A 26,825-nucleotide genomic window follows, 5' to 3' on the forward strand; every position below is an offset into this window, starting at 1 on the left:
AGGTCGACGATGTTCCAGCGACTGGCCCGCTTCGCCTGGTGCGTGCTGTTGTGCGCACCGGTGGTTCATGCCCAGCCACAGACGTACCTGACCGTGTACGGCGAGGCGCCCAAGTACGCGGCGAACTTCACCCACTTCGACTACGTAGACCCCACTGCGCCCAAGGGCGGGCAGTTGAGCTTGGCATCGAGCGCGGCCACCTTTGATCACCTGATCCCCTTTATAGACACAGGGCGCGGGATTGATCAACTCGAAGGCTGGTTGTATGCGCCTTTGGCGAGGCGTGCGCAGGATGAACCCTTCACGGTCTATGCCGATGTGGCGCAAACCCTTGAGCTGGCGCCGGACCGTTCGTGGATTCGCTTCCGGCTCAACCCGGCTGCGCACTTCGATGACGGCACTCCGATCACGGCCGAGGATGTGCGCTACACCTTCGAGCAACTGATGGCCCACGGCAAACTGCAATATCGCATGCAGTTCGCCAACGTCAGCCAGGTCAGTGTCGAGGGGCCGTTGCAGGTACGCTTCGACTTCACCCACGGCCAGGATCGGACACTGCCGCTGGAGATCGCCAGCTTGCCCGTACTGCCGGCCCACTGGTGGCGGCAGCATGACTTCGCCAACGGCGCCGGTTTCGATATACCACCCGGCAGCGGGCCGTACCGTGTAGCCAAGGTCGAACCGGGCCGCAGCGTGCACCTGCAGCGTGTCCGCCAGTGGTGGGGCGAGACCCTGCCGGTCAACCGCGGCCAGTTCAATTTCGATCAACTGAGCATTGAGTTCTTTGCCAACACCGGCAGCGGCACCGTGCAGGCATTGCGTGCCAAAGCGTTCGATCTGCAGGCGGTGGGCTCTGCGGCCCAATACGCCACCGCCTACGCCGGTGAAGCGCTGCAAAGCGGTGAGCTGCAGCGCGATCACCTGATCCCCGGGGCCATTCGCAATGCCCAGGGTTTTTTCTTCAACCTGGACCGGCCGCAGTTCGCCGATCGCCGCGTGCGCCAGGCGCTGGCGCTGCTGTGGGATTTTGAATGGACCAATCACAGCCTGATGTACGACGTATACCGACGTCAGCGCAGCTACTTTTCCAACAGCCCGCTGGCGGCCACCGGCCTGCCAGGGCCTGGGGAGCTCCGCGTGCTGGAGCCCTGGCGCGCGCAGTTGCCGGACGAGGTGTTCACCCAAGCCTTCCAGCCCCCGCACACCGATGGCAGTGGCATGATCCGCGACAAGCAACTGCAGGCCCTGGCCCTGTTGGAGGCGGCCGGTTGGCACCCGCGCGGCAACCAGTTGGTGAATTCCGCCGGCCAGCCGCTGCATTTCACCTTTTTAAGCAGCGGCACCATGTTTGCCCGCCTGATCATGCCCTTCAAACGCAACCTGATGCAGATCGGTATCACCCTCGACTATCGCTCCGTCGACAGCGCCCAGTACGTCAATCGCCTGCGCACCCGTGACTACGACATGATCATGGCGAGCATCCCGGTGTCGGCCACCCCGGGGCGCGAGTTGCTCAATTACTTTGGCTCGGCGGCCGCGGGTGATGCAGGGTCCAGCAATTACATGGCCTTGCGCAACCCCGCAGTCGATCAGTTGATCAACAACGTCATCACGGCCGACAACCGCCAGACGATGGAAGACAACGCCCACGCGCTTGATCGCGTCCTGCAGTGGGGCTACTACTGGATACCCAACTATTACCCGCCGGGCAACCCGGTGGTGTGGTGGAACCGCTTCGGCCGCCCGGCACAGGCATCGCCGTACGAGCCCGGCATAGACGCCTGGTGGCAGGTGAGCGAGCAGCCCATTGATAACACGCGGATGCGTGAGCTGATGCAGGAGCACAACCATGCTCGCCTATAGCCTGCGGCGGCTGCTGCTGATCATCCCCACCCTGGTGTGCATCCTGCTGGTCAACTTCGCCATCGTCCAGGCCGCCCCAGGTGGCCCGGTGGAACAGGCCATCGCGCGGCTGCAGGGCCTGGACGCCGGTCAGGGCATCGGTGTCGGCGTGACCGAGGTCATCGACACGCCCCAGGGCTCATCGGCCGGCCGCGGGCTGGACCCACGCCTGGTAGCCGATATCGAGCGTCAATATGGCTTCGACAAGCCACCGCTGCAGCGGCTGTGGTTGATGCTGACCCAATACGCGCACCTGGACTTCGGCAATAGCTTTTTCCTCGGCACCAAAGTGACCGACATGATTGTCGAGAAAATGCCCGTCACCCTGTCCTTGGGGCTGTGGGCGTTGCTGATCACCTATGGGGTGTCCATTCCGCTGGGCATCCGCAAGGCGGTCAAGCACGGCAGTGCGTTCGATGTCTGGAGCAGCGTGGTCATCATCATCGGCTATGCCTTGCCAGGCTTCCTGTTCGCTTTGCTCCTGATCCTGGCGTTCGGCGGTGGCAGCGGCTTGGACTGGTTCCCGATCCGCGGGCTGGTGTCGGAGAATTTCGCCAGGCTGTCCACCGGCGGCAAGGTGCTGGACTACGCTCGCCACCTGGTGCTGCCCGTCACGGCGCTGGTGGTGGGTGGGTTCGCGACGCTGACCTTGGTGACCAAGAACAGCTTTCTCGATGAGATGGCCCGCCAGTACGTGATGACCGCCCGCGCCAAGGGTGCCACTGAGCGCCAGGTGTTGTACGGCCACGTATTACGTAACGCCATGCTGACGGTGGTCGCAGGGTTGCCCCACGCCTTGGTCCACGTGTTCTTCGGTGGGTCGCTGTTGATCGAGGTGTTGTTTTCCCTCGATGGCCTGGGGCGCATGAGCTACGAAGCCGCCGTATCCCGGGATTATCCGGTGGTCTTTGGCGCGCTGTTTATCTTCACCTTCGCGGGCCTGCTGATCAAATTGCTGGGCGACTTGTGCTACCGGCTGGTCGACCCGCGCATCGACTTCTCGGCAAGGGGGCACTGATGGGCCTTTCCCCGGTCAATCGCCGCCGCTGGCAGCGCTTCAAATCACACCGTCGCGGGTACTGGTCGTTGTGGCTGTTGCTGGCGGTATTCGCCATGAGCCTGGGCGGCAACCTGCTGGCCAATGACAAGCCCTTGCTGCTGGTCAGCCAGGGGCATTGGTATGTGCCCGTGCTGTCCAACCACACCGAGCGCGAGTTGGGTGGGCAACTGCCTTTCGAGCCGGATTACCGCAGCACCTATTTCCGCCAGTTGATCAAGCAGCAGGGCGGCTGGATGCTGTTCCCGCCCATTGCCTTCGGCGCGCAGACGGTGAACTACGACCTGCGCACTGCCGCACCCAGCCCGCCCAACCGGGAAAACTGGCTGGGCACCGACGACCAGGCTCGCGACGTACTGGCGCGGGTGATCTTCGGCGTACGCCTGTCCCTGCTGTTTGCGCTGGCACTCACGGGCATCAGCAGCCTGGTAGGCATTGCGGCCGGTGTACTGCAGGGCTACCACGGCGGCTGGGTGGACCTGTTTGGCCAACGCCTGCAGGAAATCTGGTCAGGCCTGCCCGTGCTGTACCTGCTGATCATTTTGTCGGGGTTTGTCCAGCCCGGCTTCTGGTGGTTGCTGGGCATGATGGCGGCGTTTGCCTGGCTGTCGCTGGTGGATGTGGTGCGCGCCGAGGTGTTGCGCGGCCGCAGCCTGGAGTACGTGAAGGCGGCGCGTGCCCTGGGCTTGAGCAACACCCAGGTGATGGTGCGCCACGTGCTGCCCAATGCCTTGACCGCGACCCTGGCCTACCTGCCGTTCATTCTCACGGGCGCCATCGGCACCTTGTCGGCGCTGGACTTTCTCGGCTTCGGCATGCCCGCGGGCAGCCCCTCCCTGGGTGAGTTGATCACCCAAGGCAAAAACAACCTGCAAGCGCCCTGGTTGGGCCTGACCGCCTTTTTCACCTTGGCGTTGCTGCTCAGCCTGCTGGTGTTCATCGGCGAGGCGTGCCGCGATGCATTTGACCCACGAGCCTGACATGACCAACCACCTGATTGAAATCGATGATTTGCGGGTCAGCTTCCGCGACCAGCCCGTGGTGCGCGGTGTCGGCCTGCACATCCGCGCCGGTGAATGCCTGGCCCTGGTGGGCGAGTCCGGCTCGGGCAAATCGGTCACGGCGCACGCCATCCTGCAATTGCTGCCAGCCAGCGCGCAGGCCAGCGGCAGCGTGAAGCTGTTGGGTGAGGAATTGCTGGGCACCAGCGCCGCGCGCCTGCGTGCCATACGCGGCAACCGCGTGGCGATGATCTTCCAGGAGCCTATGAGCTCTCTGAACCCGCTGCACAGCGTAGAGCGGCAGGTCGGCGAAACCTTGCGCCTGCATACCTCACTGGATGGCCACGGCATTCGCCGGCGCACCCTGGAGCTGTTGGAGCAGGTGGGGATACAGCGGGCCGAGGAACGTCTGCGCGCCTACCCGCACCAGCTGTCCGGCGGCCAGCGACAGCGGGTGATGATCGCCATGGCGCTGGCCTGCGAGCCGCAATTGCTGATTGCCGACGAACCCACCACGGCCCTGGACGTGACCGTGCAGCGCAAGATCCTGCAGTTGCTCAAGGACCTGCAACGGCAGACCGGCATGGCCCTGTTGCTGATCAGTCACGACCTCAACCTGGTGCGCCACATCGCCCAGCGAGTGGCGGTGATGCGAGAGGGCTGCATCGTCGAGCAGGCCGACTGCGAAACTTTGTTCACCCAGCCCCGGCACAGCTACACCAAGCTGTTGCTGGACGCCGAGCCTGGCAGTGATCCCTTGCCGGTGCAAACCAGCGGCACGCTGCTGCAAGGGCAGGGCATGCACGTGCGCTTTGCCCTGGGCGGGCCGTTCTGGCGGCGCCGGTACTTGGCGGCAGTGCAGGGCGTGGACCTGGTGGTACGGCGCGGCACCACTCTGGGCATTGTCGGCGAATCGGGCTCGGGCAAATCCACCCTGGGCCAGGCCATGCTCCGGCTGATCCAGGCCCAGGGGCAGGTCCGCTTTGATGGCACCTCGCTGGATGGGCTGGATGATTGGCAGATGCGCCCCTGGCGCCGACGTATGCAGATGGTTTTCCAGGACCCCTACGGCAGCCTCAGCCCACGCCTGAGCGTGCTGCAGATTATCGCCGAGGGGCTGGGGGTGCACACCGATCTCGGCGCTACCGAGCGAGAAAACGCGGTCATTGCCGTGCTGCAGGAAGTGGGCCTGGACCCTGAGGTACGTCACCGCTACCCCCATGAATTTTCCGGTGGCCAGCGCCAACGCATCGCCATCGCCCGGGCCCTGGTGCTCAAGCCCGATTTCATCCTGCTCGATGAGCCCACCTCGGCGCTGGACCGCACGGTGCAGAAACAGATCATCGACCTGCTACGCCGCCTGCAACGCAGCCACGGCCTGACCTACCTGTTCATCAGCCATGACCTGGCGGTAGTCCGCGCCCTGGCCCATGACCTGTTGGTGATGAAGGACGGGCAGGTGCTGGAACGCGGTGCCACGGCGCAGGTGTTCGATGCGCCCAGGCACCCCTACACCCGGCAATTGCTGGCCGCCGCCTTTGCGTCCGGCACGCCGGCACCGGCCGCGCTGGCCGATGTGCACTAACCCCAACTGAACCCAAGGCAGCCTGGCTGCCCCGCAATCGCTGTACAGGGAGTCGACTCAATGTTTGAAGATACATCCTCACTCAGGCTGCTGCTGTCGCGCTTCAGTCGGCTGCGCCTGGGCGCTGGCCAGTTTCACTCGCTGCGGTATGTGCAGCACGACACCGTGGGGCTGTCAGTCACCCGTAACGTCATCGACCCGCCGCGCCGCCAGTCCAGCTGCGGTGTGATGCTGTGCGTACGCGTCAATGGCAACGAGGCCTTCGCCGCCACCAGTGACTTGACGGAACAGGGCTTGAGCCGTGCATACGATCGCGCCTTGCAACTGGCTCAGGCAACGGGTGAGCTGGGTCTGTTGAAGCTGCCGTCCCTGCAGGGTGAGGCGGTACACACCGCGTATGCCTCGCCCGGCGCCGAGCAGCCTTTGCCCGACACGGCGTATTGGCTCGACGTGCTGCGTGGCGAGTCGGCCCGTGTGCCGCGCCATGAGAAGCTGGTGAACTGGTCTGCCGGGCTGCGGATCACCGACCGGCAGCAGCTGTATATCGACAGCACCGGCAGCGAAATCCTCACCCACAAGCGCCTGTTCTACCCCCGCCTGGACGTAACCGCTTTTGATGGCAAGCAAAGCCAGCGCCGCACCTGGACGGTGGCCCGCCAGGGCAGCAATGCCGTGGTGCAGGACAGTGGCTTTGTAGGCCAGATCGAGCAGGTGGCAGACCAGGCCCTGCAGTTGCTGGCCGCGCCCAATACCCCGCAAGGTCCGCGAGACCTGTTGCTGATGCCTGATCAGATGATCCTGCAGATCCATGAATCCATCGGTCACCCGTTGGAGATGGATCGCATCCTGGGCGATGAGCGCAATTTTGCCGGCACCAGCTTCGTCACCCCGGACATGTTCGGCCACTACCAATACGGCTCGCCGTTACTCAACGTGAGCTTCGACCCGCAGGTGGAGAGCGAGCTGGGCAGCTACAGCCACGACGATGAGGGCCTGGTGGCCAACAAGCACTTGCTGATCGAAGGCGGGGTGCTCAAGCGTCCCTTGGGCGGGGCGTTGTCCCAGGCTCGCACGGGCCTGGACGGGGTGGCCAACAGCCGCGCCTGCGACTGGAACCGCGCGCCCATCGACCGCATGGCCAACCTTAACGTCGAGCCGGGCGACCAGACGCTGGCCAGCATGATCAGCAACATCGAGCAAGGGATTCTCATGGCCACCAACCGCTCCTGGTCGATCGACCAGGCCCGCAACAAGTTCCAGTTCGGCTGTGAGTGGGGCCAGTTGATTGAAAACGGTCAGTTGGCCGGCGTGGTGAAAAACCCCAACTACCGCGGGGTGTCTTCGCAGTTCTGGCGCAACCTGAGCGCCGTCGGCGACCACTCCACCTTCGAGGTGCTGGGTACGCCCAACTGCGGCAAGGGCGAACCCAACCAATCGATCACCGTGGGCCATGCCTCGCCCGCCTGTGTGTTCCAGCAGATTGATGTGTTCGGGGGGCAAGCCTGATGAGCCATTTCCACTATCGAGACGCGTTCGACCACCTGGCCCACTGGCTCAATGAGCAGTTGGCCAGCGGCGAGCAGTTTTCCCTGGCCTACAGTGCCGAGGACTCGCAGTTCATCCGCTTCAACCATGGCCGCGTGCGGCAGGTCAGTGAGGTCAGGCAGATTGAAGTCACGCTGCGCTTGATCAGCGATGAACGCCACGCCAGTGAAACCCTGGCCCTGACCGGTGAAGTCGACCTGGACATTGCACGGCTGGGCAGGGCGCTGGCGCAACTGCGTGCTCTGCTGGTGCAGTTGCCCGCCGACCCTTACCTGCAATTGCACAATCAAGCGTTCACCAGCGAGCGTGAACGCGACGGTGAGGTGCCCAGTGCTGCCGAGCTGATCGAGCAGGTGGTGAGCCTCAGCGAGGGCCTGGACATGGTCGGCATCTACGCTGGCGGTCCCCTGTACCGCGGCTTCGCCAGCTCTTGGGGCGGGCGTGGTTGGCATGTGGCGACCAGCGCCAGCCTGGATTTCAGCCTGTTCCACGCCAACGGCGAGGCAGTGAAGATCACCTACGCGGCCAGCCACTGGGACCGCGATGCCCTGGCCGCGCAGTTCGCCCAGGGGCGCGAGCAGTTGGTGCACCTGGGCAAACCGCGCAAAAGCCTGAGCCCGGGCCGTTACCGCACCTACTTCGCCCCGGCGGCGCTGAACTCGCTGGTGTCGATGTTGCGGGGTGGCTTTTCCGCCCGGGCGCTGAATAACCGCAGCAGTGCCTTGCAAGCGCTGCAGTTGGGCACCGCCAGCCTGTCCGCCAGGTTCAGCCTGAGTGAATCGGCCTCCACCGGGCTGGAACCGCTGTTTAACGGCGACGGCAGCTTGCGTCAGGACCAACCGTTGATCAGCGCCGGTGAGTTGGTAGGCCAACTGGTCGGTGCCCGTTCGGCTCGCGAATACGGTTTGCAGGCCAATGGCGTGGACGGCAGCGAACTGCCTTCGTCGCTGGTCATGGCCGCAGGCGATCTGCCCACGGCCGAGGTGTTGCAGGCGCTGGGCACCGGCCTGTACATCGGCAACCTCTGGTACCTGAACTACTCGGACGTGGGCCTTGCCCGGGTCACCGGCCTGACCCGGTTTGCCAGTTTCTGGGTGGAGGACGGCCAGATCATCGCGCCCATCGACACGATGCGTTTTGACGACAGCCTTTACTCGGTACTCGGAGACAACCTGCTGGCGTTGACGCGCGAGCGGACCCTACGCATCAGCACCCGCTCCTACAACCATCGCGATGCTCAGACGGTACTGCTGCCCGGCGCCCTGGTGGAGGGTTTCACACTGACCCTGTAAGCCACGCCCCATTTCACCCTGGCGCAGCCGTTGAGGCGGCTGCGCCTCAACACTGCCAGGAAAGCCCGCTTGATGAGCGCTACCTCACGTTTTACCCACAGTATTCGCGATCTGCCGCAGATCGATCATCGCCTGACTTTACGCGAGCCGCTGCACCACAAGGATCCGCTCAAGGAGCGCCTGCATCGCAAGCAGCGCCTGGCCGCAGCCTATCGCCTGTTTGCCCAATTGGGTTTCGAGGTCGGGGTGGCTGGGCATTTCACCGCCCGCGACCCGGTGGACACCGACCATTTCTGGATCAACCCACTGGGCGTGCCCTTTTCGCAGATCCGCGTATCGGACCTGATGCGCGTGGACGGCGATGGCCGCGTGGTGGAGGGCGAGGGCGTGCTGAATACCAGCGCGCTGGAACTGCACTATGACCTGCAAAAAGCCCGCCCTGAAGTGGTCGGCATCGCCCATGTGCACGGTTTTCATGGTCGGGTGTGGTCTTCGTTGGGCAAGTTGTTCCAGCCCATTACCGCCGAGTCGAGCTATTTCCAGGGCGACCAGGTGCTGTTCCCGCGCCTGGCCCTGCGCAACGCCGAAGATGGCGTGGAGCGCGACCGCGACCGCGTCAGCCGCGCCTTCGTCGACACCTTTGCCCAGCACAACCTGCTGGTGTGGCAGAACCATGGCCTGTGGACCGTGGGCCAGAGCGTGGAGACCGCGGCCTGGCGCTTCATCCTGGCTGACGACACCGCGCGCGCCCACTTGCTGGCGTATTCGGCAGGGACGCCGGTGATACCCGACCTCGACCCACCCAAGGCAAGCGACAAGCCCGGCCAGGAGTTTTTCGCCTGGCTGAACTTCCTGCCGCTGTGGGACCGCATTCGCGCGGAACAACCGGACCTGCTCGACTGAGCCTGTGTTTACCCTTCCAAGGAGCCAACTTTGAGTCATTCCCCCAAGCAGATGATCCTGGGCGCATTCATCCCCAGCGCCGGTTTCATGAGTTCGGTGTGGCGCCACCCAGCGGCAGCCACCGATTTGTTTCGCGACTTCGACCATTTCCGCTGGACCGCGCAAACCCTTGAGGCAGCGAAATTCCATGCGGTGTTTTTCAATGACGCCGTCAACGTCGACCCGGACAAGGCCACGCTGTATGGCAGCCCGACCAGCGTGCGCTGGGACCCGTTGGTACTGCTGCCGGCACTGGCGCTGACTACCCAGCGCATTGGCCTGATCGGTACCGCCAGCACCACCTACAACGAGCCCTACAACCTGGCACGCAAGTTGGCCAACATCGACCACCTGAGCCACGGCCGGGTAGGCTGGAACCTGGTGACTTCCTTGGGCGGCGGCGAAAATTTCAACCTCGACGCCCATGTGCTGCACGCCGATCGCTACGCCCGCGCCGAAGAGTTCTACGACGTGGTCAGCGGCCTGTGGGACAGCTGGGAGGATGACGCCTTTGTCCAGGACAAAGACAGTGGGCGCTTCCTGGACGTGAACAAAATGCATGTGCTCAACCACCACGGCCAGCACTTCCAGGTGCGTGGCCCGCTCAACGCTTCTCGCCCGGTGCAGGGTTACCCGGTGATCGCCCAGGCGGGCTCATCCGACGCGGGGCGCGCCCTGGCGGCGCGTGCCGGCGAGCTGATCTTCACTGCCCAGCACACCCTGCAGCAAGGCCAGGCGTTCTACCAGGAAATCAAGCAGCGCGCCAAGGCGCTGGGGCGTAACCCCGAGAATCTGAAAGTACTGCCGGGTGTATCACCCATCGTCGGCCGCACCCTGGAAGAAGCCCAGGCGCGCTATGACCAGCAGCAGGCCTTGTTGAACCCACCAGAGTTCCTGCGTTCGATCTCGCGGTTTGTCGGCCTGGACATCGACCTGTCGGAGTTGCCGTTCGATTCCGTGGTACCGCTGCCGCCTGACGATCTTGACACCAACGGCCACAAGAGCCGGCAGAAACTGGTGGTTGACCTGATCCGCCGGGAGCGCCCCACCGTGCGCGAGCTGTTCAACCAACTGACGGCGGGCGGGCACCGCATCCTAATTGGCACGCCGCACACGATCGCCGACGATTTTCAGGCCTGGTTCGAAGGGGGCGCCGCCGATGGCTTCAACGTGATGTTCTCGGGGCTGCATCAGGGCATCACCGATTTCGCCGAACTTGTGGTGCCCGAGTTGCAACGCCGAGGGCTGTTCCGCGAGGAATACCAAGGGCAGACGCTGCGCGAAAACCTTGGCCTGCCCTTCATCGCCAACCGCCACGCCCAGGTTGTGGCGTAACTTGATTTCAGAAGGAAAGTGCTTGATGACCACGTATACCACCTTGATCGATGGGCCTGAACTGGCCGCGCTTGTGCAGCAGGGGCCCGCGCCGCTGTTGCTCGATTGCCGCTTCGACCTGGCCGCGCCAGGCAGTGGCGAAGCGGCTTTCGCCGAGGGGCATTTGCCCGGTGCGCAGTACCTGCACCTGGATCGTGACCTGAGCGGGGCGAAGACTGGCCACAATGGGCGCCATCCGTTGCCTGCGCGCGACACTTTGGCTGTCCGCTTGCGTGCACTGGGCTTGTATCAAGACCAGCAAGTCGTGGTTTACGATGCCCAGGGCGGTATGTTTGCCGCCCGCGCCTGGTGGCTGCTGCGCTGGCTGGGCCATGAAAACGTGGCCGTGCTGGACGGCGGGCTGCCGGCCTGGACCGCCGCAGGCCAAGGGTTGCAAAGCGAACGCTCGCAGCCGTTGCCGGGTAACTTTGTCAGCCGCCAGGCATTGGTCGACACCGTGGGCCGCGCGGCGGTGCTGGCCAACCTGCAAGGGCAGGGGCCGCTGGTGGTTGTCGATGCGCGGGCGCCCGATCGCTTCCGCGGCGAGAACGAAACCCTGGATGCGCGGGGCGGGCACATTCCTGGCGCGCGCAACCGTTTCTTCCGCGACAACCTGGGTGCCGATGGCCGCTTCAAGCCCGCAGCCGACCTGCGTGCCGAGTTTTCTGCCTTGCTGGGCGCCCATGAGGCGCAGCAATCGGTGCAGCAATGCGGCTCCGGTGTCACGGCCTGCCACAACCTGCTGGCCCTGGAAATTGCCGGTCTGGGTGGCGCTCGTCTGTACCCCGGCTCCTGGAGCGAGTGGAGCAGTGATCAGCTTGCGCCCATCGCCACCGGCGAGCCTGCCTGATATCACCCGGTGCCGGCAGGCGTAGGCCTGACCGGCACGTTGATCTGTCGTGTCGAACAGGGAGTCTGTGTCTTTCATGGTGGTGTTCAATCGTGTGTGCGCTTTTACTCGTCAGGCCGGGCAAGCATTGGGCCTGGTGTGGGAAACCTCCCGCGGGCTATTCCTGGGCCTGGTGCTGGCGACGCTGATCGCCGGCCTGTTGCCGGCCCTGGCGGCCTGGGTAGGGCAGCGTATCGTTGATGGCGTCGTCCAGGCCATGCAGGTTCACGCCGCCGGCCAGCCGCCGCCGTTGTGGCCGGTACTGCGTTACGTGCTGGCCGAGGCAGGGATGTTGGCGCTGCTGGCGGCGGCGCAGCGGGGGCTGTCCATGCAACAATCGTTGTTGCGGGTGCAATTGGGGCAGAAAGTGAACCTGCTGGTGCTGGAAAAGGCCCAGACCCTCTCACTGCTGCAATGTGAGGATTCGGACTACAACGACCGGTTAATGCGCGTGCGCCAGGGTGCTTCCAGCCGACCGTTGAGCCTGGTCACCAAAAGCCTGGGCCTGGTGCAAAACCTGATTTCACTGATCAGTTTTGCCGTGCTGCTGGTGCATTTCTCACCGTGGGTGCTGCTGGTTCTGGTACTGGGTGCGCTGCCGGTATTTTTCGCCGAGACGCATTTTTCCGGCAACGCGTTCCGCCTGTTCCAACGCAGGGCGCCGGAGACCCGCCAGCAGTCCTACCTTGAAACGCTGCTGTCCCATGAAGTGCATGTCAAGGAGGTCAAGCTGTTCGGGCTGGCGCCTGTGCTGCTGCAGCGTTACCGGGACAACTTCCTGCGTCTGTATGGCGAAGACCGGCGACTGACCCTGCGCCGTGACAGCTGGGGCTTTGCCCTGGGCCTGCTGGGTACCGCAGCGTTTTACCTGGCTTATGCCTGGATCGTGCTGGCCACCGTGCAAGGGGGTATCACACTGGGCCAGATGACCATGTACCTGGCGCTGTTCAAACAAGGCCAAAGCGCAATCACCGCCAGCCTCAGCGCCATTGCCGGGCTGTATGAGGACGGCCTTTACCTCTCCGACCTGCACGACTACCTGAGTGTCCACACGCCCCCCAAGCGTGGCACGCTTACCGCTGGCGTGAGCCCTGGCGAGGGCCTGCGCTGTGAGCAACTGGGTTTTCGCTACCCCGGAGCCGCCCATGCCACCCTCAGCGGGATCAACCTGCACATTGTCCAGGGTAAAAGCCTGGCCTTGGTAGGCGAAAACGGTTCGGGCAAGACCACCCTGATCAAGCTGCTCACACGGCTGTACAGCCCCCACGAAGGGCGGATCCTGCTCGATGGCAGTGACCTGCAGGATTGGGACGAAGACGCCCTGCGCCGGCGCATCGGCGTTATTTTCCAGGACTACATACGCTACCAGATGAGCGTGGGCGAGAACCTGGGGGTAGGCGACGTCAGCGCATTCGACGACCAGTCACGCTGGCGCAGCGCTGCCAGCCAAGGCGTGGCCGCCGGTTTCATCGAACGCCTCAGCAACGGCTACACCACGCTGCTGGGCCGTTGGATGGGTGGGCAGGAGCTGTCGGGCGGGCAATGGCAGAAGGTCGCGCTGTCGCGCGCCTATATGCGGCGTGACGCCGATCTCTTGATCCTGGACGAGCCCACCGCCGCACTCGACGCCGGGGCGGAGGCTGAGGTGTTCGAGCGCTTTCGCGAACACGCCAAGGGCTGCATGAGCGTGTTGATTTCCCACCGATTCTCCAGCGTGCGCAATGCGGATCACATCATCGTGCTGGATCAGGGGCGGATACTGGAGGAGGGCGACCACGATCAGTTGATGGCGGCACGGGGGCGGTACGCGAGTCTGTTTGATGTGCAGGCACGCGGATATCGATAGCCTGAAAGAGGCTTGCTAACCATTAGTCACCTCACACCTACACCGACAAGGACATCACATCAAGATTCGCCGCATCACCCCGGAGGATATCCATCAGTTTTACGCACTATTCCAAGAGGTCGTAGCGCAGCCATGAGGAGTAAGCCGCCAAGAGGACGTCGTAGGCATATCCACCGTCCTCCTGACTACTGTCAACGCTACGGCAAGGGCTGCGTCACCGGGCGGTCGGCAAAGCGATTGGCTTGCCTGTGCAGCGTCAACGATGCCTCCAGATCGGTGGCTGAGCGACCTAGAGCCACCTGGTAGTCGCCTGCGGGCACATTCCACTGGCGCTGATTGACATCAAAGTCCGCCAGTAGCCGATCATCCACCTCCACGCTGACCTGCTGGCTCTCACCCGGCTTGAGCGAGACGCTGCTCCAGCCGAGCAATCGCTGCTGGGGGCGGCCGGGAACGTGGGTCAAGTAGAGCTGTGGCACGTCCCGGCCAGCCACTTTGCCGGTGTTCGTCACGGTGGCCGTGACGCGCAGCGGGGCGCTGGAGGTCACCTTGACGTTGCTATAGGCAAACTGCGTGTAGGTCAGGCCATAACCGAAGGGGAACAGCGGCTTGGCGTGGGTACGGGCAAACCATCGGTAGCCTACGTCGGCCCCTTCGATGTCGTAGTTCACGTCCAGGCGTTCGGTGTCCTTCGCACCGAAGCTGGCTATCGCAGGGCGGGGCAATTGCTCAAGCGAGGAGGGGAACGTCACCGGCAGCCGGCCCGATGGCGCGTGTCGTCCGGTCAACAGGTCCGCGATGGCCTGGCCGCCGCTGGCGCCTGCATACCAGGCTTCCAGCACGGCAGCGGTCTTGTTCAGCCACGGCATGGCGACGGCGCCTCCTGTTTCCAGTACCACCACTGTGTGAGGGTTGGCCGACGCCACAGCATCGATCAGTTCATTTTGACCCTGGGGCAAATTAAGGTCGTAGGTGTCGTAGCTTTCCATCATCCACTGGGTGGCGAACACAATGACCACGTCTGCGTGTCGGGCCAGTTCCGCTGCCTCGCCGGGTGAGCGACCATCGTTGAACGTGATGACGCTCTGGGGCAAGGCACCCTTCAGGGCTTGCAGTGGCGAGGATCGATGCCAGACCTGAGCCCTGGTGCTGGCCAGCAGGCCTTCGCCGCCTTGCGGGATCGACAGCGCTGGCCCCTCGGGCTCGATGACCTGCGCTGAGCCCCCGCCCGATAGCACCCCAACGTCGGCGTGACCACCAATGACCAGAATGCGCTGGGCCGAGGTGCTCAGCGGCAGTGCCTGATGCTCATTACGCAGCAGTACGGAACCCTCCAGCGCTACCTTGTGCGCCACTTCCCGGCTGAGCGTATAGTCGATCGGTGTCGTGATCGGTGGATGCTCCACCAAGCCCGCCGCGAAGACCGACCGCAGAATACGAGTATTCATGTCGGCGACGCGGGTGCGGTAGGCGATATCAGCCGCGGCTTTTTGTGCCAGCGGTATCTGGAAAGGTATGCTGCCGTACAGCAGTTTGTCGATTTGCGTGCCCATTTCGATGTCGAGGCCCCTCAGCGCAGCCTCCGGGCTATGGACTGCCCCCCAATCGGACATGACAAAGCCGCGGTAGCTCCACTGGTCCTTTAGAATATCTTGCAACAGCGTTTTATTTTCGCAGTTGTACACGCCATTGACCCGGTTGTACCCGCACATGACCGCGCCTGGCTGGCCTTTCTCGATAGCCAGTTGAAATGCCAGTAGATCGCTTTCGCGCAGGGCCTGCTCGCCAATGTTGGCGCTGAGCCCCATGCGCGCGGTTTCCTGGTCATTGAGGGCAAAATGCTTGACCGTCGATAGCACGTGCTGAGCCTGCACCCCGTTGATGGTTTCCCCCGCAGTGGTGCCTGCCAGCAGAGGATCTTCACCGAAATATTCGAAGTTGCGGCCGTTGCGTGGGTCGCGCGCCAGGTTGACACCACCGGCCAGCATCACGTTGAAGCCCTTGCTCCAGGCTTCATGGCCAATCATGGAGCCAGCCTGGCGGGCGGTTTGCGGATTCCACGTCGCGGCGATTGACAGGCCAGACGGCAAAGGCGTTCCACCATCACCTGGCCGCACATTGTTGGGGTTGCCCACCCCCAGACTTGCATCGGTGACTTGCAGGGCAGGGATTCCATGCTTGCTGTCGGCGGGGATATACCCTGCCGAACCCAAGGCTCCAACAGGTACGCTGAAACCCAGAATGGGCATCGCCATCTCCGAGTGCACGCGTTGCAATTGCTCCTCCAATGTCATGTCCTTGACCACGCTTTGGGCGCGCATGTCCGGGGTCGCGTGGGCATCCGCCCAGGGTGGGGTTGCACCCGATGCGCCGGTGGCGTTCATCAACGCCAGTGTCACCAGGCTGATGGCAAAGGGCAGGGCAGGTGTTTTCATCGTCATATCCTTTAGTCGAATACTTGCATTGCATTGAGACCCATGAGGTTTCTGTTGACTAGAACGACACGCCCATCCTCAAGGCAAGCACTACGGCATCAGGCACCGAGTCTACGGCTCCGGGGTGTCGGTAATACTGGACGCCGGGTTGCAGATAGACTGAGCCCGTGGCCTGCCAGCGGTAATAGAGCTCGCTATTGAGCTCTTGTGACACCCCAGGGGAGTACAGAGGGGCATCGCTGTCATAGCCCTGCATCACGTTGTTGAGCGCCTGGTTTCTGGCCCAGCGGTCATTGATATGGGTCACGGTGGTGGCGAAACCGATGACGTCGCGGGGGCGGTTGGCGAAGGGGCCGGTGTAATAGAGGCCTGCCCCGTAGACGTAGTGGATCACCGAGGTTCGCGGATCGTTGACTTCGGCATTGGCAAACATCTGCAGGCCCTGGGCACTGCTGCCGCCCGGTCCTGTCAGTTGCTGGCTGGCATAGACCCAGGCGCTCTTGCGGTCGGTGCGCTGCTTAAACCCTGCGGAAGGATTCATTGCTTGCGCGCCACCGCTGGCGCCTTCGTAGACGTCACTGCTGTCGACGTTGCTGTAAAAGGCGCCGATGAAATAGTTACCTGCGTAACGCTTTGCCCCCCACTGAGGCTGCCAGCCGAGCAGCACGGGATAGATCTCTCCTCTGCCGCCTTTAAAACTGAACGACCACGCCCGCGACTTTTTGAGGTCATCAGGGTTCTGCTGGTATACGCCTGCCTTGACATACACGTGCTCAGTAATGTGCCAGCTGGTGGACAACCCCCAGGTCGCCACGGGCCAGCCATACCAGATGTTACTGTTGCCAGGCACCGTGCCGCAGTTCTGCAGTGCCTGGAAATCGCAACCATGTGGGTCGGGGAAATATTCCTCGGTTGGCGACATGCGCCCCACCCTGATGCCTGCTGCACCATCCAAGAGGTCACGGTGATAGGTGAAGTGGGTGATACGGGTGAACGACCCGCTGCCCCACACTTCCTGGCTCAAGTTGGTCAAGGGACCACGCGGATCATTCAAGCGGGTGGTATTGAGCAGTTGGTGGTTGTCACGGTTGGTGATCGCCAGGCTCCAGTCACCCACTATGCCCAAGGTAGGGGCCATGTTGTAGTTGATGATCAAGGCGGTCTGGTCGGAGCTGACCGTCTCATTACGGGTGTCGTGGCCCCCGTGGGTGTTATTGGCGAACTCGCTCAGGTAGTACAGGCCCACGTTCAGGCCTTGGGTTGCCAATTGCTGGCGAGAGCCACCCAGGTCGCCCAACAGCCAGGGTGAATCAGTGGCAAGGGCATCGGCGGAATGGCCGCTTGAGCTCCAGATCAGCGCCAGCAGAGCCGAAAGGCCGAGCTCCACACTTGTCAGTGGCTGTTTCATTCGCACAATCAATCCTCACGCGTCTGTGTGTGGCAGATTTTTTTGTCGTTATATCGAGGCGCTTGGCGAGCAAGGCGCTAATTGTTATTGCCATCGGTCTGCAGGAGAGGCGCAGTGACGGGAGTGCCGCCCCTCTTTTGTGATGTGTGCAACCTCACTAGGGGGCGCAGCAAACTTTATCGCAGGGACGGGGTGGTGAACCTCCCCAAGAATGATGAGGCTGTATCAGCCGGGGAGCGGCGGGAGCGAAACCAGGTGCTTGGCTGCTGTGGAGGCGAATCCGAGAAAAGCCAAGGCGTCGGGGGGGGAGGAAGAGTTACTCCAGCACCTATAGGCTGATGCATAGGGCTGGCCGTTCATCCTGAGCGTATCCGACCGTCCGCTTCTGGCCGAAGCTGGGTAAAAACGCTTTCGAGCAGCTTTGGTGGCCTGATTGGGGGCTAAAATCGCGCGCCTATGCAACTTCCAGCTCCGCTGATTAGCCAAATGCTGAAGGATTTCGCGTAGCAGCGCAGACTTCAAAACCGTGCCTGCGTTTTTACACACTCTGGGCCGAAAGCGGTCGATTACCAGATCAACAATCTTTTCGAAGCTGGCAAGCAGCTAAGGATAGCCAGCTCAACCGTTTTGCATTCATTGCACTGACCTTCAGTACAGTGGGCTGCAATCCCGTAAACGCCTTGCAAACTGAGGTGTGGGTGAACGTATATACGTGCTGGCTGCATGCGGTGGCGGTGGGTGGGTCGAAGAACTGCTGAAAATCATGAGGGAGTACAGGCGTACCCCTTGCCTTCAATTGGGTGAAGGGAATACGCGCGGAATCGCTCTGTTTTTAGGGCTGATTGATGTCTTCTTTGCCAAGTATTTCCAAGCAGGCCCCAATCAGAGCCGATGACTCGTCCAAGCCGTTCAGGGCGCTCCGCACATTAACCGCAGCCTCAATGCCTCCGCTGTTTTCAGCCCACAACGCTAGTTCTTCCACCGCCGCGCCGAGGGCGTGGTGGGCTTGCACTTGCGCCACCATCAATTTTTGCAACATTTGAATAGCCGTCATCATCGTTTCCTCCTGGTTAATTCTGAGGTTAGCAGCGGGATCCGCAGAGGTGTTTTTACGATAAGGGGCGGCGTGTAAGGCGATTTTCAGTGACCTATATACGGTGGCCGTTGCTTTCTCGCCTTACCCTGGACGTTGGGCTAATCGATATCGGGCTACGCCCGGCCAGAGTGACGCGCGGCCCTTCATTCCAGTCGCCGACCAGCGCGAGCGCCCCCACCTGTCGAAATACCTCGCCCCCAAGATTGACCCGGTGGACGATTTTACGTTTACTGTATGCATATACAGTTTTTGCAAGGCGTTCGTTATGAGCATCACATTCCTGGGACCGTTGGGTGAGGGCGGGGCCATGCTTCCGTTGTATTCGTTCAAGGTCCCTGCCGGCTTTCCTTCACCCGCAGCCGATCATATCGAGAAGCACATCTCGCTGGATGAGTTGCTGGAGATCCGCGCGCCCCATATCTACCTGGTGCGGATCTCGGGCAGCAGCATGGAGGGGGCTGGGATCTTCGACGGCGATCTGGTCGTGGTCGACCGCTCGATCACTGCCGAGCACGGCCATATTGTGATTGCCGCCGTGAATTGCGAACCGGTGTGCAAACGCCTGTGCAAGCGGGGAGATAGCATCATTCTGATGTCCGAAAATGCCGGCTACCCTCCGCGCTACATCCTCGAGGGTGATGAGCTGGTTGTCTGGGGCGTCGTGACCTTTAGCGTGCGCGCCCATGATCCCAAAGCCTGATCCTGTCTTCGCCCTCATCGACTGCAACAGCTTTTACGCAAGTTGTGAACGGGTGTTCAGACCTGACCTGCGCAGCACGCCCATCGTGGTGCTCAGCAACAACGATGGCTGCGTCATCGCCCGTAGCGCCGACGCCAAGCCGTTCGTGAAAATGGGCGAGCCGTACTTCCAGATCAAGCAAAAGCTCAAGCAGCACGGCATAGTCGCCTTCTCCTCGAACTACGCGCTGTACGGCGACATGAGCGAGCGGGTCATGACGGTCATTGAATCGCTGGTGCCGCAGGTCGAGATTTACAGCATCGATGAAGCGTTCGCTGATTTGTCCGGTGTACCCGGTGACCTGGAGCAGCTTGGCCGTCAGATTCGCGCACAGGTTTACCGGAGCACCGGCATACCCGTCGGCGTGGGGATCGCCGGCACCAAGACCTTGAGCAAACTGGCCAATCACGCGGCGAAAAAGTGGCAGGCACAAAGCGGTGGAGTGGTGGATCTGCGCGATCAGGTAAAACGCGACTGGGTGCTGAAGAAATGCCCGGCGTCGGATGTCTGGGGCGTCGGCCGGAGGATGACGACACACCTGGAGGGCATGGGTATCAAGAGCGCCTGGGAGCTTTCCAAGGCAGATCCCTGGATGCTGCGTAAGCGCTTCAGTGTGGTAATCGAGAAGACCGCGCGCGAGTTGGCCGGCACACCCTGCCTTGAGCTGGACGAGCCGGATCCGCCCAAGCGAGAGATCTGTTGCAGCCGGATGTTTGGCAAACGCCTGACGGATGTGGTGCCCATTAAAGAGGCAGTAGCGACCTACATGGCGCGCGCCACAGAAAAGTTGCGGGCGCAGCAGTCGCTTTGCAAGAAGGTCCGGGTGAGCATTCGTACCGGGTTCTTCAACCCCGATGAGGCCAAGTACGCTAATGGGGTCGTCGTCGAATTGCCCTATCCCACGGACGATACCCGGCTGATGACCAAGCTTGCCGTGGAGGCGGTGGACCGTATCTACCGAACTGGTTTCAAGTACAGCAAGGCCGAGGTTCTCTTGCTGAGCCTCTGCCAGAAAGGCGAATACACCGAGGACCTGTTCTCGATTTCGCAGCCGGCGGCCACCGAGAAGGTCATGGGGCTAATGGATGCCATCAACGGTCGATGGGGGCGGGGCACCATGCGGCTGGCCAGCGTGCCGACCAATCCTGATTGGGGGATGCGGCGGGAGATGATGAGCCAGAGCTTTACCACCCGCTTGGATCAGCTTTGGACCGTAAGCTCCAAATAATGATTGGAGAACGTTAACAGTGCACGTTGCTGTCGAGAATGGATTTGGAGACTGGCTTCTCGTTCCATATGGATGGGAATCCCGTGGTGCTCTAGCTGAGCATTGCAAAACCTGTCACTACTAAAGGGAGGGGCTGCTTTCGACCCAAAGCGGACGGCCCCAAAAGAGTCTGCTTGCGACCCATTGCGGACGGCCGGGACCAGCACTGTAGCCGCTGCCGCAGGCTGCGCTGGCCTTCAACCACACTGGAATTCTTCAGCGTACCCAGCGGCCAGCGCAGCCTGGCGGCAGTGGCTACAGCGCGTTACTGAGCCTTGGCCGTCGGGGGGGGGGGGGCGAAGGGCAGCTTCTGGCCGATAGCGGCCACTAGTGACGGGCATCAAAAGGTCCAAAGATGACGTCCGCAGGCTTGGGAAAAGGGAATGTTGGCAATCCCGTTCCCAAACCGCCCCTCCGACACTGCTAGCGTCAAATACACCGTTGTTTCAACGGCGTATTCAGCGTCGGCGTGCCTCTTTACCACCATCTTCGCGCATGCCCAGATTTTTCTTGAATCCTCGTAAGTTCATTGCGCCCAGCGCCACCTCCAGTGCAATCAGCGCGTAGGCATGATCATGCCAGCCCCAAATCACCCAGAGTGCATTGCTGAGTATGAAACACCAAAAACCGATGATCCGCCGCCTGGCCTGAGTGGAGCCGGTGAACCAGGCGGCAAAAATAGTGACCGCCATTGCCGGCCATTGCACCCAATCGATCATAGGATGGGCTTGCCGCCAGTAACGCCGTAGCGGGTGCCGGAGATGTAGCTACCTTCGTCCGAGGCCAGCAGCACATAAATCGGCGCGACTTCCACGGGCTGGCCAGGGCGTCCCAACGGTGTCTGGGAACCGAACTGGGTCACCTCTTCATCAGGCATGGTGGCCACGATCAGTGGCGTCCAGATTGGGCCCGGGGCAACGCTGTTGACCCGTATGCCTCGTTCTCCAAGTAGCTGCGCTAAGCCGGCGCTGAAGTTGGCGATGGCGCCTTTCGTTGTGGCATAGGCCAGCAGGGTCGACTTCGGTGTGTCGGAATTGACCGAGCTGGTGTTGATGATTGAGGCGCCCGCCGACATGAAGGGCACGGCGGCCTGGCAGAGGCGGAACATGGCAGTAATGTTGATATCGAAAGTCTTGACCCATTCTTCGTCCGTGATGTCCTCGAAGCGTTCGTGGGTCATCTGAAAGGCAGCGTTGTTGACCAGCACATCAATACGCCCAAAGCGGGTGACCGTATCGTCGACCAGTTGCTGGCAAACCTGTTTCTTCGCCACATCGCCTGGCAATAGCAAGCACTGACGGCCAGCGGCTTCCACCCAGCGCGCGGTCTCTCGGGCGTCTTCGTGCTCGTCCAGGTAGGCGACAGCAACGTCTGCGCCCTCACGGGCAAAAGCGATCGCCACGGCACGGCCAATGCCGCTGTCGGCGCCGGTGATAAGTGCGATCTTGCCTGCCAATCTGCCGCTGCCTTGGTAGCTTTGCTCACCGCAGTCGGGCACCGGGTCCATTTTGCGTTGCGATCCCGGCACTGCTTGAGGCTGGCTGGGGAAAGGTGGTTTTGGATAGTTGCGCATGATTCAGGTCTCCTGGAACTTGCAGCGGGTATGCGCTTGAGAACCCTGAGGCGAGGCAAAAGTTGAGTCGGATCTCGGTCTACCTCGACCAGCGGGCCGTTGGGCGCGCAGGGCTCAGGGGCAACCACGCACTGTAATTGGGCTGAACTTTCAAGCCCGTGCGGCTCTCCCTTTTGGTAACGGCTTACCAAGGACACCCCATCATGAAAACCACTCAACTGTTCGGTCTGGCCTGCTGCGTGTTCATGCTGCAAGGTTGCTTCAATGAAACCGATCACCCTGCCCAGGGCGCTGACCGCAGCAAGGCTTCCGTGCAAATGCAAAAACCGGATGCGCCCACTGGCGAGGCCACCCCGGCCGGCGAACCAGACAAAGCCAACCAGTAACTTTTAAATGTCAGGAGCACTTTCATGGAAGACTTCAAACCCTCGCGCCGTTACCTGCTACAAGGTGCTGCCATAACCGCCGCCGTCGGTTTCGCCGCACCTTCAATGGCGCAAGCGGCGACAGCGACTGCCACTGCGCCGTTGCGTAACCCGCAGGGTGGTTTCCCCAAGCCGCCGTTTACCGAGCAGTCACAACCTTGGCCGGGACTGGCAGGAAGCATGAGCCCGCGCCCGGATCACGGCGAGCATAGCTATCAAGGCAGCGGCCAGCTGGTCGGTCGCAAGGCGTTGATCACCGGCGGTGATTCCGGTATTGGCCGTGCGGTGGCGATTGCCTTCGCTCGGGAAGGCGCCGATGTCGCCATTAACTACTTGCCTGCCGAAGAGACGGACGCCAGGGAAGTGGTGAAGTTGATCCAGGACGCCGGCCGCAAGGCAGTGGCGTTGCCCGGTGATCTGCGTGACCCGGAATTTTGTCGAAGCCTGGTGCAGCAGGCCCATCAGGCCTTGGGTGGGCTGGATGTTCTGATCAGCAACGCCGGCCGCCAGCACAGCTTCGATTCGATCCTGGATATCCCAGACGATCAATTCGACTGGACGGTCAAGACCAACCTCTACGCCATGTTCTGGGTCACCAAGGCCGCAGTTGCGCTGATGCCGGAGGGAGCCGCCATCGTCTACACCTCGTCGGTCAATGCCTACGACCCGTCGAAGAATCTGCTCGACTACTCCATGACTAAGGCTGGCATCGCCAACTTCAGCAAGTGCTTGGCCAAGCAATTGGCGGATCGAGGAATTCGCGTCAACGCAGTTGCGCCTGGACCGTTTTGGACCCCATTGCAGGTCAGTGGTGGTCAAACCATGGAAAAACTGAAGGCGTTTGGCAGTGACACGCCGCTCAAACGTCCAGGCCAGCCAGCGGAAATTGCCTCACTGTACGTGCAACTGGCGTCGGCTAAGTCCACGTATGTGACCGGTCAGGTGTTCGGTGCCTCAGGGGGAGCCGGGCAGCCCTGAGTACCCAATTGCCGGTGGCGGGCTCGCTTCCCGGAAGGTAAAGGCAACTCAAGGAGTCATGATGCATCCTATGCAACTGCTTGAAGAACTGCTGTACGCCAGAGGCCCCGGGGGCGAAGAGGAAGAGGTGCGGGTGATATGCGAGCGCGAACTGCGCGAGCATTGTGATGAAACCTGGATCGATGATGCAGGAAACCTGATTGGGCTGATTCGCGCGCTCAGCGCTCCCACCGACCATGCCCAAGCTGCGCGATCCGGCATGCTGATCATGGCGCATCTGGACGAAATCGCCATGGCAGTCCGCACCATCAACGACGATGGTTCATTGCGGGTCACCGCATTGGGCGGCGCCAACCCGGTCAACTTCGGCATGTGCCCGGTCGATATTCTGGGCGATGCTGCCGTGCTGCCTGGCGTGCTTTCGTTTGGCAGCATGCATGTGACTCGGCAATCGCCGCAGGGAGCCGACGTTCAGGATGGCAATGTGCACTGGCGAGACGTGCACGTGGTCACCCGGCAAAGCCGCAGGCAATTGGAGGAGCAAGGCATTCGAGCTGGCACCCGAGTGGTGCTCAGCCAGCACTGGCGCACGCCGTTTTACCTTCAGGATGCTATTGGCGCGCACTTCATGGATGACCGCGCACCTGTGGTAGCAGTCCTGCAAGCGGCTGCCATGGTTGCCCTAACGCCAAGCCGCTTAGCCCAGGACACGTACTTCGCCTTCACCACCATGGAGGAGGAAACCAACGCAGGGGCACTGTTCGCAGCACACCATTTGCCATGTCGTACCGCCGTTGCGGTGGAAGTCGGCCCGATTGCAACGGAGTATGGCACCGAGCTATCGGCAAACCCCATCGTCGTCGTTGGCGACGAAAAAGGCCATTACACCCGTTCGGTCACCGATGCATTGATTGCCGCTACGCAACGGGCTGGCTACACGCCGCAACCGGCGTTGCTGGTGGATTTTGCCTCTGACGCCAGTGCGATATTGGCAGTAGGGGCCCTTGGCCGGGCGGGTTGTATCGCCATCCCCACCGAGAACACCCATGGCTTCGAGGTAGTGTTGCCGGCAGGTATAGAGGCCTGTGCAAAGAGTTTGACCCGCTTTCTCATCCAGGGGCAAACATGATCGCCGTCACCGCTGCGGACTTGGGTATTGATATCAACGAGCCCGGTGGCAACGGTCTGTTTAAATGGCTGCTGGCCAGTTTTTTGATCGGCAAGCGGATTCGTACCTCCGTGGCGGTGAAGGCTTTTCATCGGCTGGTCGACCAGGAGGGGGTGGGCACGCCTGAACAATTAGCCAGGTGCAGTCATGCCCAATTCGTCAGGTGGTTGGGCGAGGCGGGCTATGCGCGATATGACGAATCCACCGCGAGGCGCTTGCGGGTATTGGGCCAGCGCGTTAGCGAGGAACTGCATCCGCAACTGTGTGCGTTGTGCACTGGGGTTCACGGGGTCGCCGACTTCGAGCGCTGGCTACTAAGCTTTGAAGGAGTGGGGCCCAAAACCGTGGAGATATTCATGCATGAAGCAGCGGGAACGCTACACGATGCTTCGGCTGATCTCCTCATGCCGTCTTGATCAGGAGCAACAACTATGCAACCACAAACAGAAGGTTTGGAAGAGCAAGGTCCCGATCGCGTGCCTTTCGTCAACGACCCCGCCAAGAATCGGAAAGAACGCGATGAGCCTTCCGACGACGAGGCGGATGATGAGCCCGAGGACGAGTGAGGGGGCTGGATAGGTATGCGACAACCGCCTGAATTCAAAACAAATTTAGCTCTAGAAATACCGGCTTGATAGGAAAGTCTTCGCGAGAGAACTCCCTGACCCTCTCGGAAGCAACGCCCGGTGGCGGGCAGCGAACCGCTTCTAACGCTTGCACAACAAGATCATTTCCAGGTGGGAAGTACGCGGACATGTCGTCCCGTTCAATATCAAGAAGCACAATGAACCCACGGTCGGGCGTCACCTGACGGTCGAGTTGGTATCGAACCTCGCGAAGATTGCGCAAAGATGCGTATACCTGAATGCCACTACCAAGATATTTTCGGTGCCACTGATCCATAATCGTCTCTTGACACTCAACTATCCGTGACCGGTTCTGCAAACGATCTCAGTGCCTTGATCAGGCTCTCGGCCGACCATGGTTTGGCCAGGCAGACGATTCCAGGTTTCACCGGAATGTCCTCCAGAGCGAAGCCACTCATCAAAACCGTCACTGTCCCCGGCCATTTTTCCGCGACCATGCCGAGGAATTCCGCGCCGTGGAGCTGCCCCGGAACATCGTGATCAGCCACCACAGCGGCGCACCCCCCCGATTGCAATAGATAAACCAGTGCGTCGTCACAGTTCTGGAAGCTGTGACAAGTGTCGCTGAGATCGGCAAGGATGTCCCCCATTAGCCTTCTGAGCAATGGATCGTCCTCGACCACGACGATATCGCCCTCCAGGCGAAACGAATTCAGGCTGCTGTTCATCATCGGTGGGGGCCTTGAGATGCCATGATTTCGTCATTCTAAAGTTGTGTCCGCGCTCTGCCAAATAGCTGGACCACAATTCGACTGTATTGGCAGCGCGACGTTCCCACGTCAGCAATTGCAAACTGGAGGCCCGTTTAAAGTTTTCTGTGCGTTACCCGTAAACGACTACTGCTGCACCGCTTGCACCGACCCACCGTCCACTCGAACATTGCTGCCGTTTATGAAAGACCCCCGATGCGAGACCAGCAGCGCGATCACCGCTGCCACTTCCTCCGGCTGTCCTCGCCGCTGTTGCACGATGCCGGGCCGCTCTTCCTTGAGAAAACTCTCAACCGCTTGTTCAAAAGAGACGCCGAGCTTCTCGGCTCGCTTGCGCATCATGTCATTGGTCATTCCTGTTTCGATGAACGCGGGAGCCACGGTGTTGCACAACACGCCATGCTCGGCTTCCTTGTACGAGAGGTTCTTTACCCACGCAGCGAGGGCAGCCTTGGCAACGTTGTACACGGCCTCATCGTAGTAGGGCTGCGCGGCATTTTCCGAGGTGATACACACAAATCGCCCCCACCCCCGTGGGCGCATGCGTGGAATGGTGGCGCGTGCTACGCGCACCGAAGAGAAGAAGTCAGTTTGCCAGGCCTCTTCGTAGTCAGCATCAGAGATTTCGAGAGGATCGCCTTTGGCACCGGTAACCCCGGCAGTGTGCACGACGATGTCGATTTTACCGAAATGTGATTCGCCATCAGCCACCACCTGGTTTACGGCATGCTGGTTTGTGACATCTGCCGCCACCAACAGCCGTTCGCCGGGCAGGTTGGCGAACGCAGCCTGCAAGGCGCCTTCATCACGATCGGTCAGCACCAGAAGGACGCCTTCTTCACTCAATAGCCGCGCTATTGCTTGACCTATACCGCCACTGGCGCCCGTTATCAGCGCGACGCGCCCTGTTATTCCAAGATCCATGCGAACCTCTTCGTCGAAACAA

Annotated in this window: 25 protein-coding genes; 17 read left to right on the plus strand and 8 right to left on the minus strand. The window is 61.6% G+C overall.

From position 1 onward, the window contains the following. Window positions 1-9 precede the first annotated feature (9 nt). The 10 genes from RAM80_RS31525 (at window position 10) to RAM80_RS31570 (ending at window position 13,433) form a co-directional block, all read left to right on the plus strand. Window positions 10-1,863, plus strand: coding sequence for an extracellular solute-binding protein (locus RAM80_RS31525; protein WP_416427626.1), 1,854 nt, complete (start codon window positions 10-12; stop codon window positions 1,861-1,863). After that, complete coding sequence (locus RAM80_RS31530; protein ID WP_416427627.1) at window positions 1,850-2,920, plus strand: microcin C ABC transporter permease YejB; 1,071 nt, start codon at window positions 1,850-1,852, stop codon at window positions 2,918-2,920. The genes RAM80_RS31525 and RAM80_RS31530 overlap by 14 nt, the downstream gene beginning before the upstream one ends. Further along, window positions 2,920-3,939 (plus strand): ABC transporter permease, encoded by a 1,020-nt coding sequence (locus RAM80_RS31535; RefSeq protein ID WP_416427629.1) that lies wholly within the window; start codon window positions 2,920-2,922, stop codon window positions 3,937-3,939. The genes RAM80_RS31530 and RAM80_RS31535 overlap by 1 nt, the downstream gene beginning before the upstream one ends. Before the next feature lies 1 nt (window position 3,940). After that, entirely contained in the window at window positions 3,941-5,545 is a 1,605-nt protein-coding gene (locus tag RAM80_RS31540) for an ABC transporter ATP-binding protein (protein WP_416427630.1), read from the plus strand. 60 nt (window positions 5,546-5,605) lie between these two features. Next, window positions 5,606-7,051: a TldD/PmbA family protein gene (locus RAM80_RS31545; protein WP_416427631.1), complete on the plus strand. Its 1,446-nt coding sequence runs from the start codon at window positions 5,606-5,608 to the stop codon at window positions 7,049-7,051. Further along, the gene (locus RAM80_RS31550; protein WP_416427632.1) at window positions 7,051-8,382 is read left to right on the plus strand and encodes a TldD/PmbA family protein; all 1,332 of its coding nucleotides are present in this window, start codon (window positions 7,051-7,053) and stop codon (window positions 8,380-8,382) included. Before RAM80_RS31545 ends, RAM80_RS31550 begins: the two co-directional genes overlap by 1 nt. A gap of 72 nt (window positions 8,383-8,454) precedes the next feature. Next, window positions 8,455-9,285, plus strand: coding sequence for a class II aldolase/adducin family protein (locus RAM80_RS31555; protein ID WP_416427633.1), 831 nt, complete (start codon window positions 8,455-8,457; stop codon window positions 9,283-9,285). Window positions 9,286-9,336: 51 nt separating this feature from the next. Then, window positions 9,337-10,659: an LLM class flavin-dependent oxidoreductase gene (locus tag RAM80_RS31560; RefSeq protein WP_416427810.1), complete on the plus strand. Its 1,323-nt coding sequence runs from the start codon at window positions 9,337-9,339 to the stop codon at window positions 10,657-10,659. 25 nt (window positions 10,660-10,684) lie between these two features. Beyond that, window positions 10,685-11,548 (plus strand): sulfurtransferase, encoded by an 864-nt coding sequence (locus tag RAM80_RS31565; protein WP_416427634.1) that lies wholly within the window; start codon window positions 10,685-10,687, stop codon window positions 11,546-11,548. A gap of 76 nt (window positions 11,549-11,624) precedes the next feature. Further along, window positions 11,625-13,433 (plus strand): ABC transporter ATP-binding protein, encoded by a 1,809-nt coding sequence (locus RAM80_RS31570; protein WP_416427635.1) that lies wholly within the window; start codon window positions 11,625-11,627, stop codon window positions 13,431-13,433. 197 nt (window positions 13,434-13,630) lie between these two features. Here RAM80_RS31570 and RAM80_RS31575 read toward each other — a convergent pair whose 3' ends face one another. The 3 genes from RAM80_RS31575 to RAM80_RS31585 form a co-directional block, all read right to left on the minus strand. Next, complete coding sequence (locus RAM80_RS31575) at window positions 13,631-15,868, minus strand: beta-glucosidase family protein (RefSeq protein ID WP_416427636.1); 2,238 nt, start codon at window positions 15,866-15,868, stop codon at window positions 13,631-13,633. Window positions 15,869-15,926: 58 nt separating this feature from the next. Further along, the gene (locus tag RAM80_RS31580; protein ID WP_416427637.1) at window positions 15,927-17,276 is read right to left on the minus strand and encodes a carbohydrate porin; all 1,350 of its coding nucleotides are present in this window, start codon (window positions 17,274-17,276) and stop codon (window positions 15,927-15,929) included. An 832-nt stretch (window positions 17,277-18,108) separates the two neighbouring features. Beyond that, window positions 18,109-18,333, minus strand: a complete 225-nt coding sequence (locus tag RAM80_RS31585; RefSeq protein WP_416427638.1) for a hypothetical protein — start codon at window positions 18,331-18,333, stop codon at window positions 18,109-18,111. A 304-nt stretch (window positions 18,334-18,637) separates the two neighbouring features. On the opposite strand from RAM80_RS31585, the gene RAM80_RS31590 reads away from it, so the two are divergent. Beyond that, window positions 18,638-19,072 carry a LexA family protein gene (locus tag RAM80_RS31590; protein WP_268150780.1) on the plus strand — a complete coding sequence of 145 codons (435 nt, stop codon included), beginning with the start codon at window positions 18,638-18,640 and terminating at the stop codon, window positions 19,070-19,072. After that, window positions 19,059-20,339 (plus strand): translesion error-prone DNA polymerase V subunit UmuC, encoded by a 1,281-nt coding sequence (gene umuC, locus RAM80_RS31595; protein ID WP_416427811.1) that lies wholly within the window; start codon window positions 19,059-19,061, stop codon window positions 20,337-20,339. The genes RAM80_RS31590 and umuC overlap by 14 nt, the downstream gene beginning before the upstream one ends. Before the next feature lie 497 nt (window positions 20,340-20,836). On the opposite strand, the gene RAM80_RS31600 is transcribed toward umuC, so the two are convergent. After that, on the minus strand, window positions 20,837-21,097 hold the full coding sequence (locus RAM80_RS31600; protein ID WP_416427639.1) for a hypothetical protein: 261 nt from the start codon (window positions 21,095-21,097) through the stop codon (window positions 20,837-20,839). Further along, on the minus strand, window positions 21,094-21,951 hold the full coding sequence (locus RAM80_RS31605) for an SDR family oxidoreductase (RefSeq protein ID WP_416427640.1): 858 nt from the start codon (window positions 21,949-21,951) through the stop codon (window positions 21,094-21,096). Before RAM80_RS31605 ends, RAM80_RS31600 begins: the two co-directional genes overlap by 4 nt. Window positions 21,952-22,154: 203 nt before the next feature. Between RAM80_RS31605 and RAM80_RS31610 the strand changes: the two genes are divergently transcribed. The 5 genes from RAM80_RS31610 (at window position 22,155) to RAM80_RS31630 (ending at window position 25,088) form a co-directional block, all read left to right on the plus strand. Next, window positions 22,155-22,337 (plus strand): hypothetical protein, encoded by a 183-nt coding sequence (locus RAM80_RS31610; protein ID WP_416427641.1) that lies wholly within the window; start codon window positions 22,155-22,157, stop codon window positions 22,335-22,337. Between the two features lie 24 nt (window positions 22,338-22,361). After that, complete coding sequence (locus tag RAM80_RS31615; protein WP_416427642.1) at window positions 22,362-23,354, plus strand: SDR family oxidoreductase; 993 nt, start codon at window positions 22,362-22,364, stop codon at window positions 23,352-23,354. Between the two features lie 70 nt (window positions 23,355-23,424). Further along, on the plus strand, window positions 23,425-24,483 hold the full coding sequence (locus RAM80_RS31620) for a M42 family peptidase (protein WP_416427644.1): 1,059 nt from the start codon (window positions 23,425-23,427) through the stop codon (window positions 24,481-24,483). Beyond that, window positions 24,480-24,938 (plus strand): DNA methylase, encoded by a 459-nt coding sequence (locus RAM80_RS31625; protein WP_416427645.1) that lies wholly within the window; start codon window positions 24,480-24,482, stop codon window positions 24,936-24,938. Before RAM80_RS31620 ends, RAM80_RS31625 begins: the two co-directional genes overlap by 4 nt. Window positions 24,939-24,953: 15 nt before the next feature. Further along, entirely contained in the window at window positions 24,954-25,088 is a 135-nt protein-coding gene (locus RAM80_RS31630) for a hypothetical protein (RefSeq protein ID WP_416427646.1), read from the plus strand. A 34-nt stretch (window positions 25,089-25,122) separates the two neighbouring features. On the opposite strand, the gene RAM80_RS31635 is transcribed toward RAM80_RS31630, so the two are convergent. The 3 genes from RAM80_RS31635 to RAM80_RS31645 form a co-directional block, all read right to left on the minus strand. Further along, the gene (locus tag RAM80_RS31635) at window positions 25,123-25,425 is read right to left on the minus strand and encodes a hypothetical protein (RefSeq protein ID WP_416425028.1); all 303 of its coding nucleotides are present in this window, start codon (window positions 25,423-25,425) and stop codon (window positions 25,123-25,125) included. A gap of 16 nt (window positions 25,426-25,441) precedes the next feature. Next, window positions 25,442-25,840: a response regulator gene (locus RAM80_RS31640; protein WP_416427647.1), complete on the minus strand. Its 399-nt coding sequence runs from the start codon at window positions 25,838-25,840 to the stop codon at window positions 25,442-25,444. A 165-nt stretch (window positions 25,841-26,005) separates the two neighbouring features. Continuing rightward, window positions 26,006-26,803, minus strand: a complete 798-nt coding sequence (locus RAM80_RS31645; protein WP_416427648.1) for an SDR family NAD(P)-dependent oxidoreductase — start codon at window positions 26,801-26,803, stop codon at window positions 26,006-26,008. Between the last annotated feature and the right edge of the window lie 22 nt (window positions 26,804-26,825).

The organism is Pseudomonas sp. App30 (genome assembly GCF_047947025.1).
GTDB lineage: Bacteria > Pseudomonadota > Gammaproteobacteria > Pseudomonadales > Pseudomonadaceae > Aquipseudomonas.

Bases quoted from the DNA above. Each gene is read 5' to 3' on its own strand.
- RAM80_RS31525 (WP_416427626.1), top strand. From the start codon at position 10: ATGTTCCAGCGACTGGCCCGCTTCGCCTGGTGCGTGCTGTTGTGCGCA.
- RAM80_RS31530 (WP_416427627.1), top strand. From the start codon at position 1,850: ATGCTCGCCTATAGCCTGCGGCGGCTGCTGCTGATCATCCCCACCCTG.
- RAM80_RS31535 (WP_416427629.1), top strand. From the start codon at position 2,920: ATGGGCCTTTCCCCGGTCAATCGCCGCCGCTGGCAGCGCTTCAAATCA.
- RAM80_RS31540 (WP_416427630.1), top strand. From the start codon at position 3,941: ATGACCAACCACCTGATTGAAATCGATGATTTGCGGGTCAGCTTCCGC.
- RAM80_RS31545 (WP_416427631.1), top strand. From the start codon at position 5,606: ATGTTTGAAGATACATCCTCACTCAGGCTGCTGCTGTCGCGCTTCAGT.
- RAM80_RS31550 (WP_416427632.1), top strand. From the start codon at position 7,051: ATGAGCCATTTCCACTATCGAGACGCGTTCGACCACCTGGCCCACTGG.
- RAM80_RS31555 (WP_416427633.1), top strand. From the start codon at position 8,455: ATGAGCGCTACCTCACGTTTTACCCACAGTATTCGCGATCTGCCGCAG.
- RAM80_RS31560 (WP_416427810.1), top strand. From the start codon at position 9,337: ATGATCCTGGGCGCATTCATCCCCAGCGCCGGTTTCATGAGTTCGGTG.
- RAM80_RS31565 (WP_416427634.1), top strand. From the start codon at position 10,685: ATGACCACGTATACCACCTTGATCGATGGGCCTGAACTGGCCGCGCTT.
- RAM80_RS31570 (WP_416427635.1), top strand. From the start codon at position 11,625: ATGGTGGTGTTCAATCGTGTGTGCGCTTTTACTCGTCAGGCCGGGCAA.
- RAM80_RS31575 (WP_416427636.1), bottom strand. From the start codon at position 15,868: ATGAAAACACCTGCCCTGCCCTTTGCCATCAGCCTGGTGACACTGGCG.
- RAM80_RS31580 (WP_416427637.1), bottom strand. From the start codon at position 17,276: ATGAAACAGCCACTGACAAGTGTGGAGCTCGGCCTTTCGGCTCTGCTG.
- RAM80_RS31585 (WP_416427638.1), bottom strand. From the start codon at position 18,333: ATGATGACGGCTATTCAAATGTTGCAAAAATTGATGGTGGCGCAAGTG.
- RAM80_RS31590 (WP_268150780.1), top strand. From the start codon at position 18,638: ATGAGCATCACATTCCTGGGACCGTTGGGTGAGGGCGGGGCCATGCTT.
- RAM80_RS31600 (WP_416427639.1), bottom strand. From the start codon at position 21,097: ATGATCGATTGGGTGCAATGGCCGGCAATGGCGGTCACTATTTTTGCC.
- RAM80_RS31605 (WP_416427640.1), bottom strand. From the start codon at position 21,951: ATGCGCAACTATCCAAAACCACCTTTCCCCAGCCAGCCTCAAGCAGTG.
- RAM80_RS31610 (WP_416427641.1), top strand. From the start codon at position 22,155: ATGAAAACCACTCAACTGTTCGGTCTGGCCTGCTGCGTGTTCATGCTG.
- RAM80_RS31615 (WP_416427642.1), top strand. From the start codon at position 22,362: ATGGAAGACTTCAAACCCTCGCGCCGTTACCTGCTACAAGGTGCTGCC.
- RAM80_RS31620 (WP_416427644.1), top strand. From the start codon at position 23,425: ATGCAACTGCTTGAAGAACTGCTGTACGCCAGAGGCCCCGGGGGCGAA.
- RAM80_RS31625 (WP_416427645.1), top strand. From the start codon at position 24,480: ATGATCGCCGTCACCGCTGCGGACTTGGGTATTGATATCAACGAGCCC.
- RAM80_RS31630 (WP_416427646.1), top strand. From the start codon at position 24,954: ATGCAACCACAAACAGAAGGTTTGGAAGAGCAAGGTCCCGATCGCGTG.
- RAM80_RS31635 (WP_416425028.1), bottom strand. From the start codon at position 25,425: ATGGATCAGTGGCACCGAAAATATCTTGGTAGTGGCATTCAGGTATAC.
- RAM80_RS31640 (WP_416427647.1), bottom strand. From the start codon at position 25,840: ATGATGAACAGCAGCCTGAATTCGTTTCGCCTGGAGGGCGATATCGTC.
- RAM80_RS31645 (WP_416427648.1), bottom strand. From the start codon at position 26,803: ATGGATCTTGGAATAACAGGGCGCGTCGCGCTGATAACGGGCGCCAGT.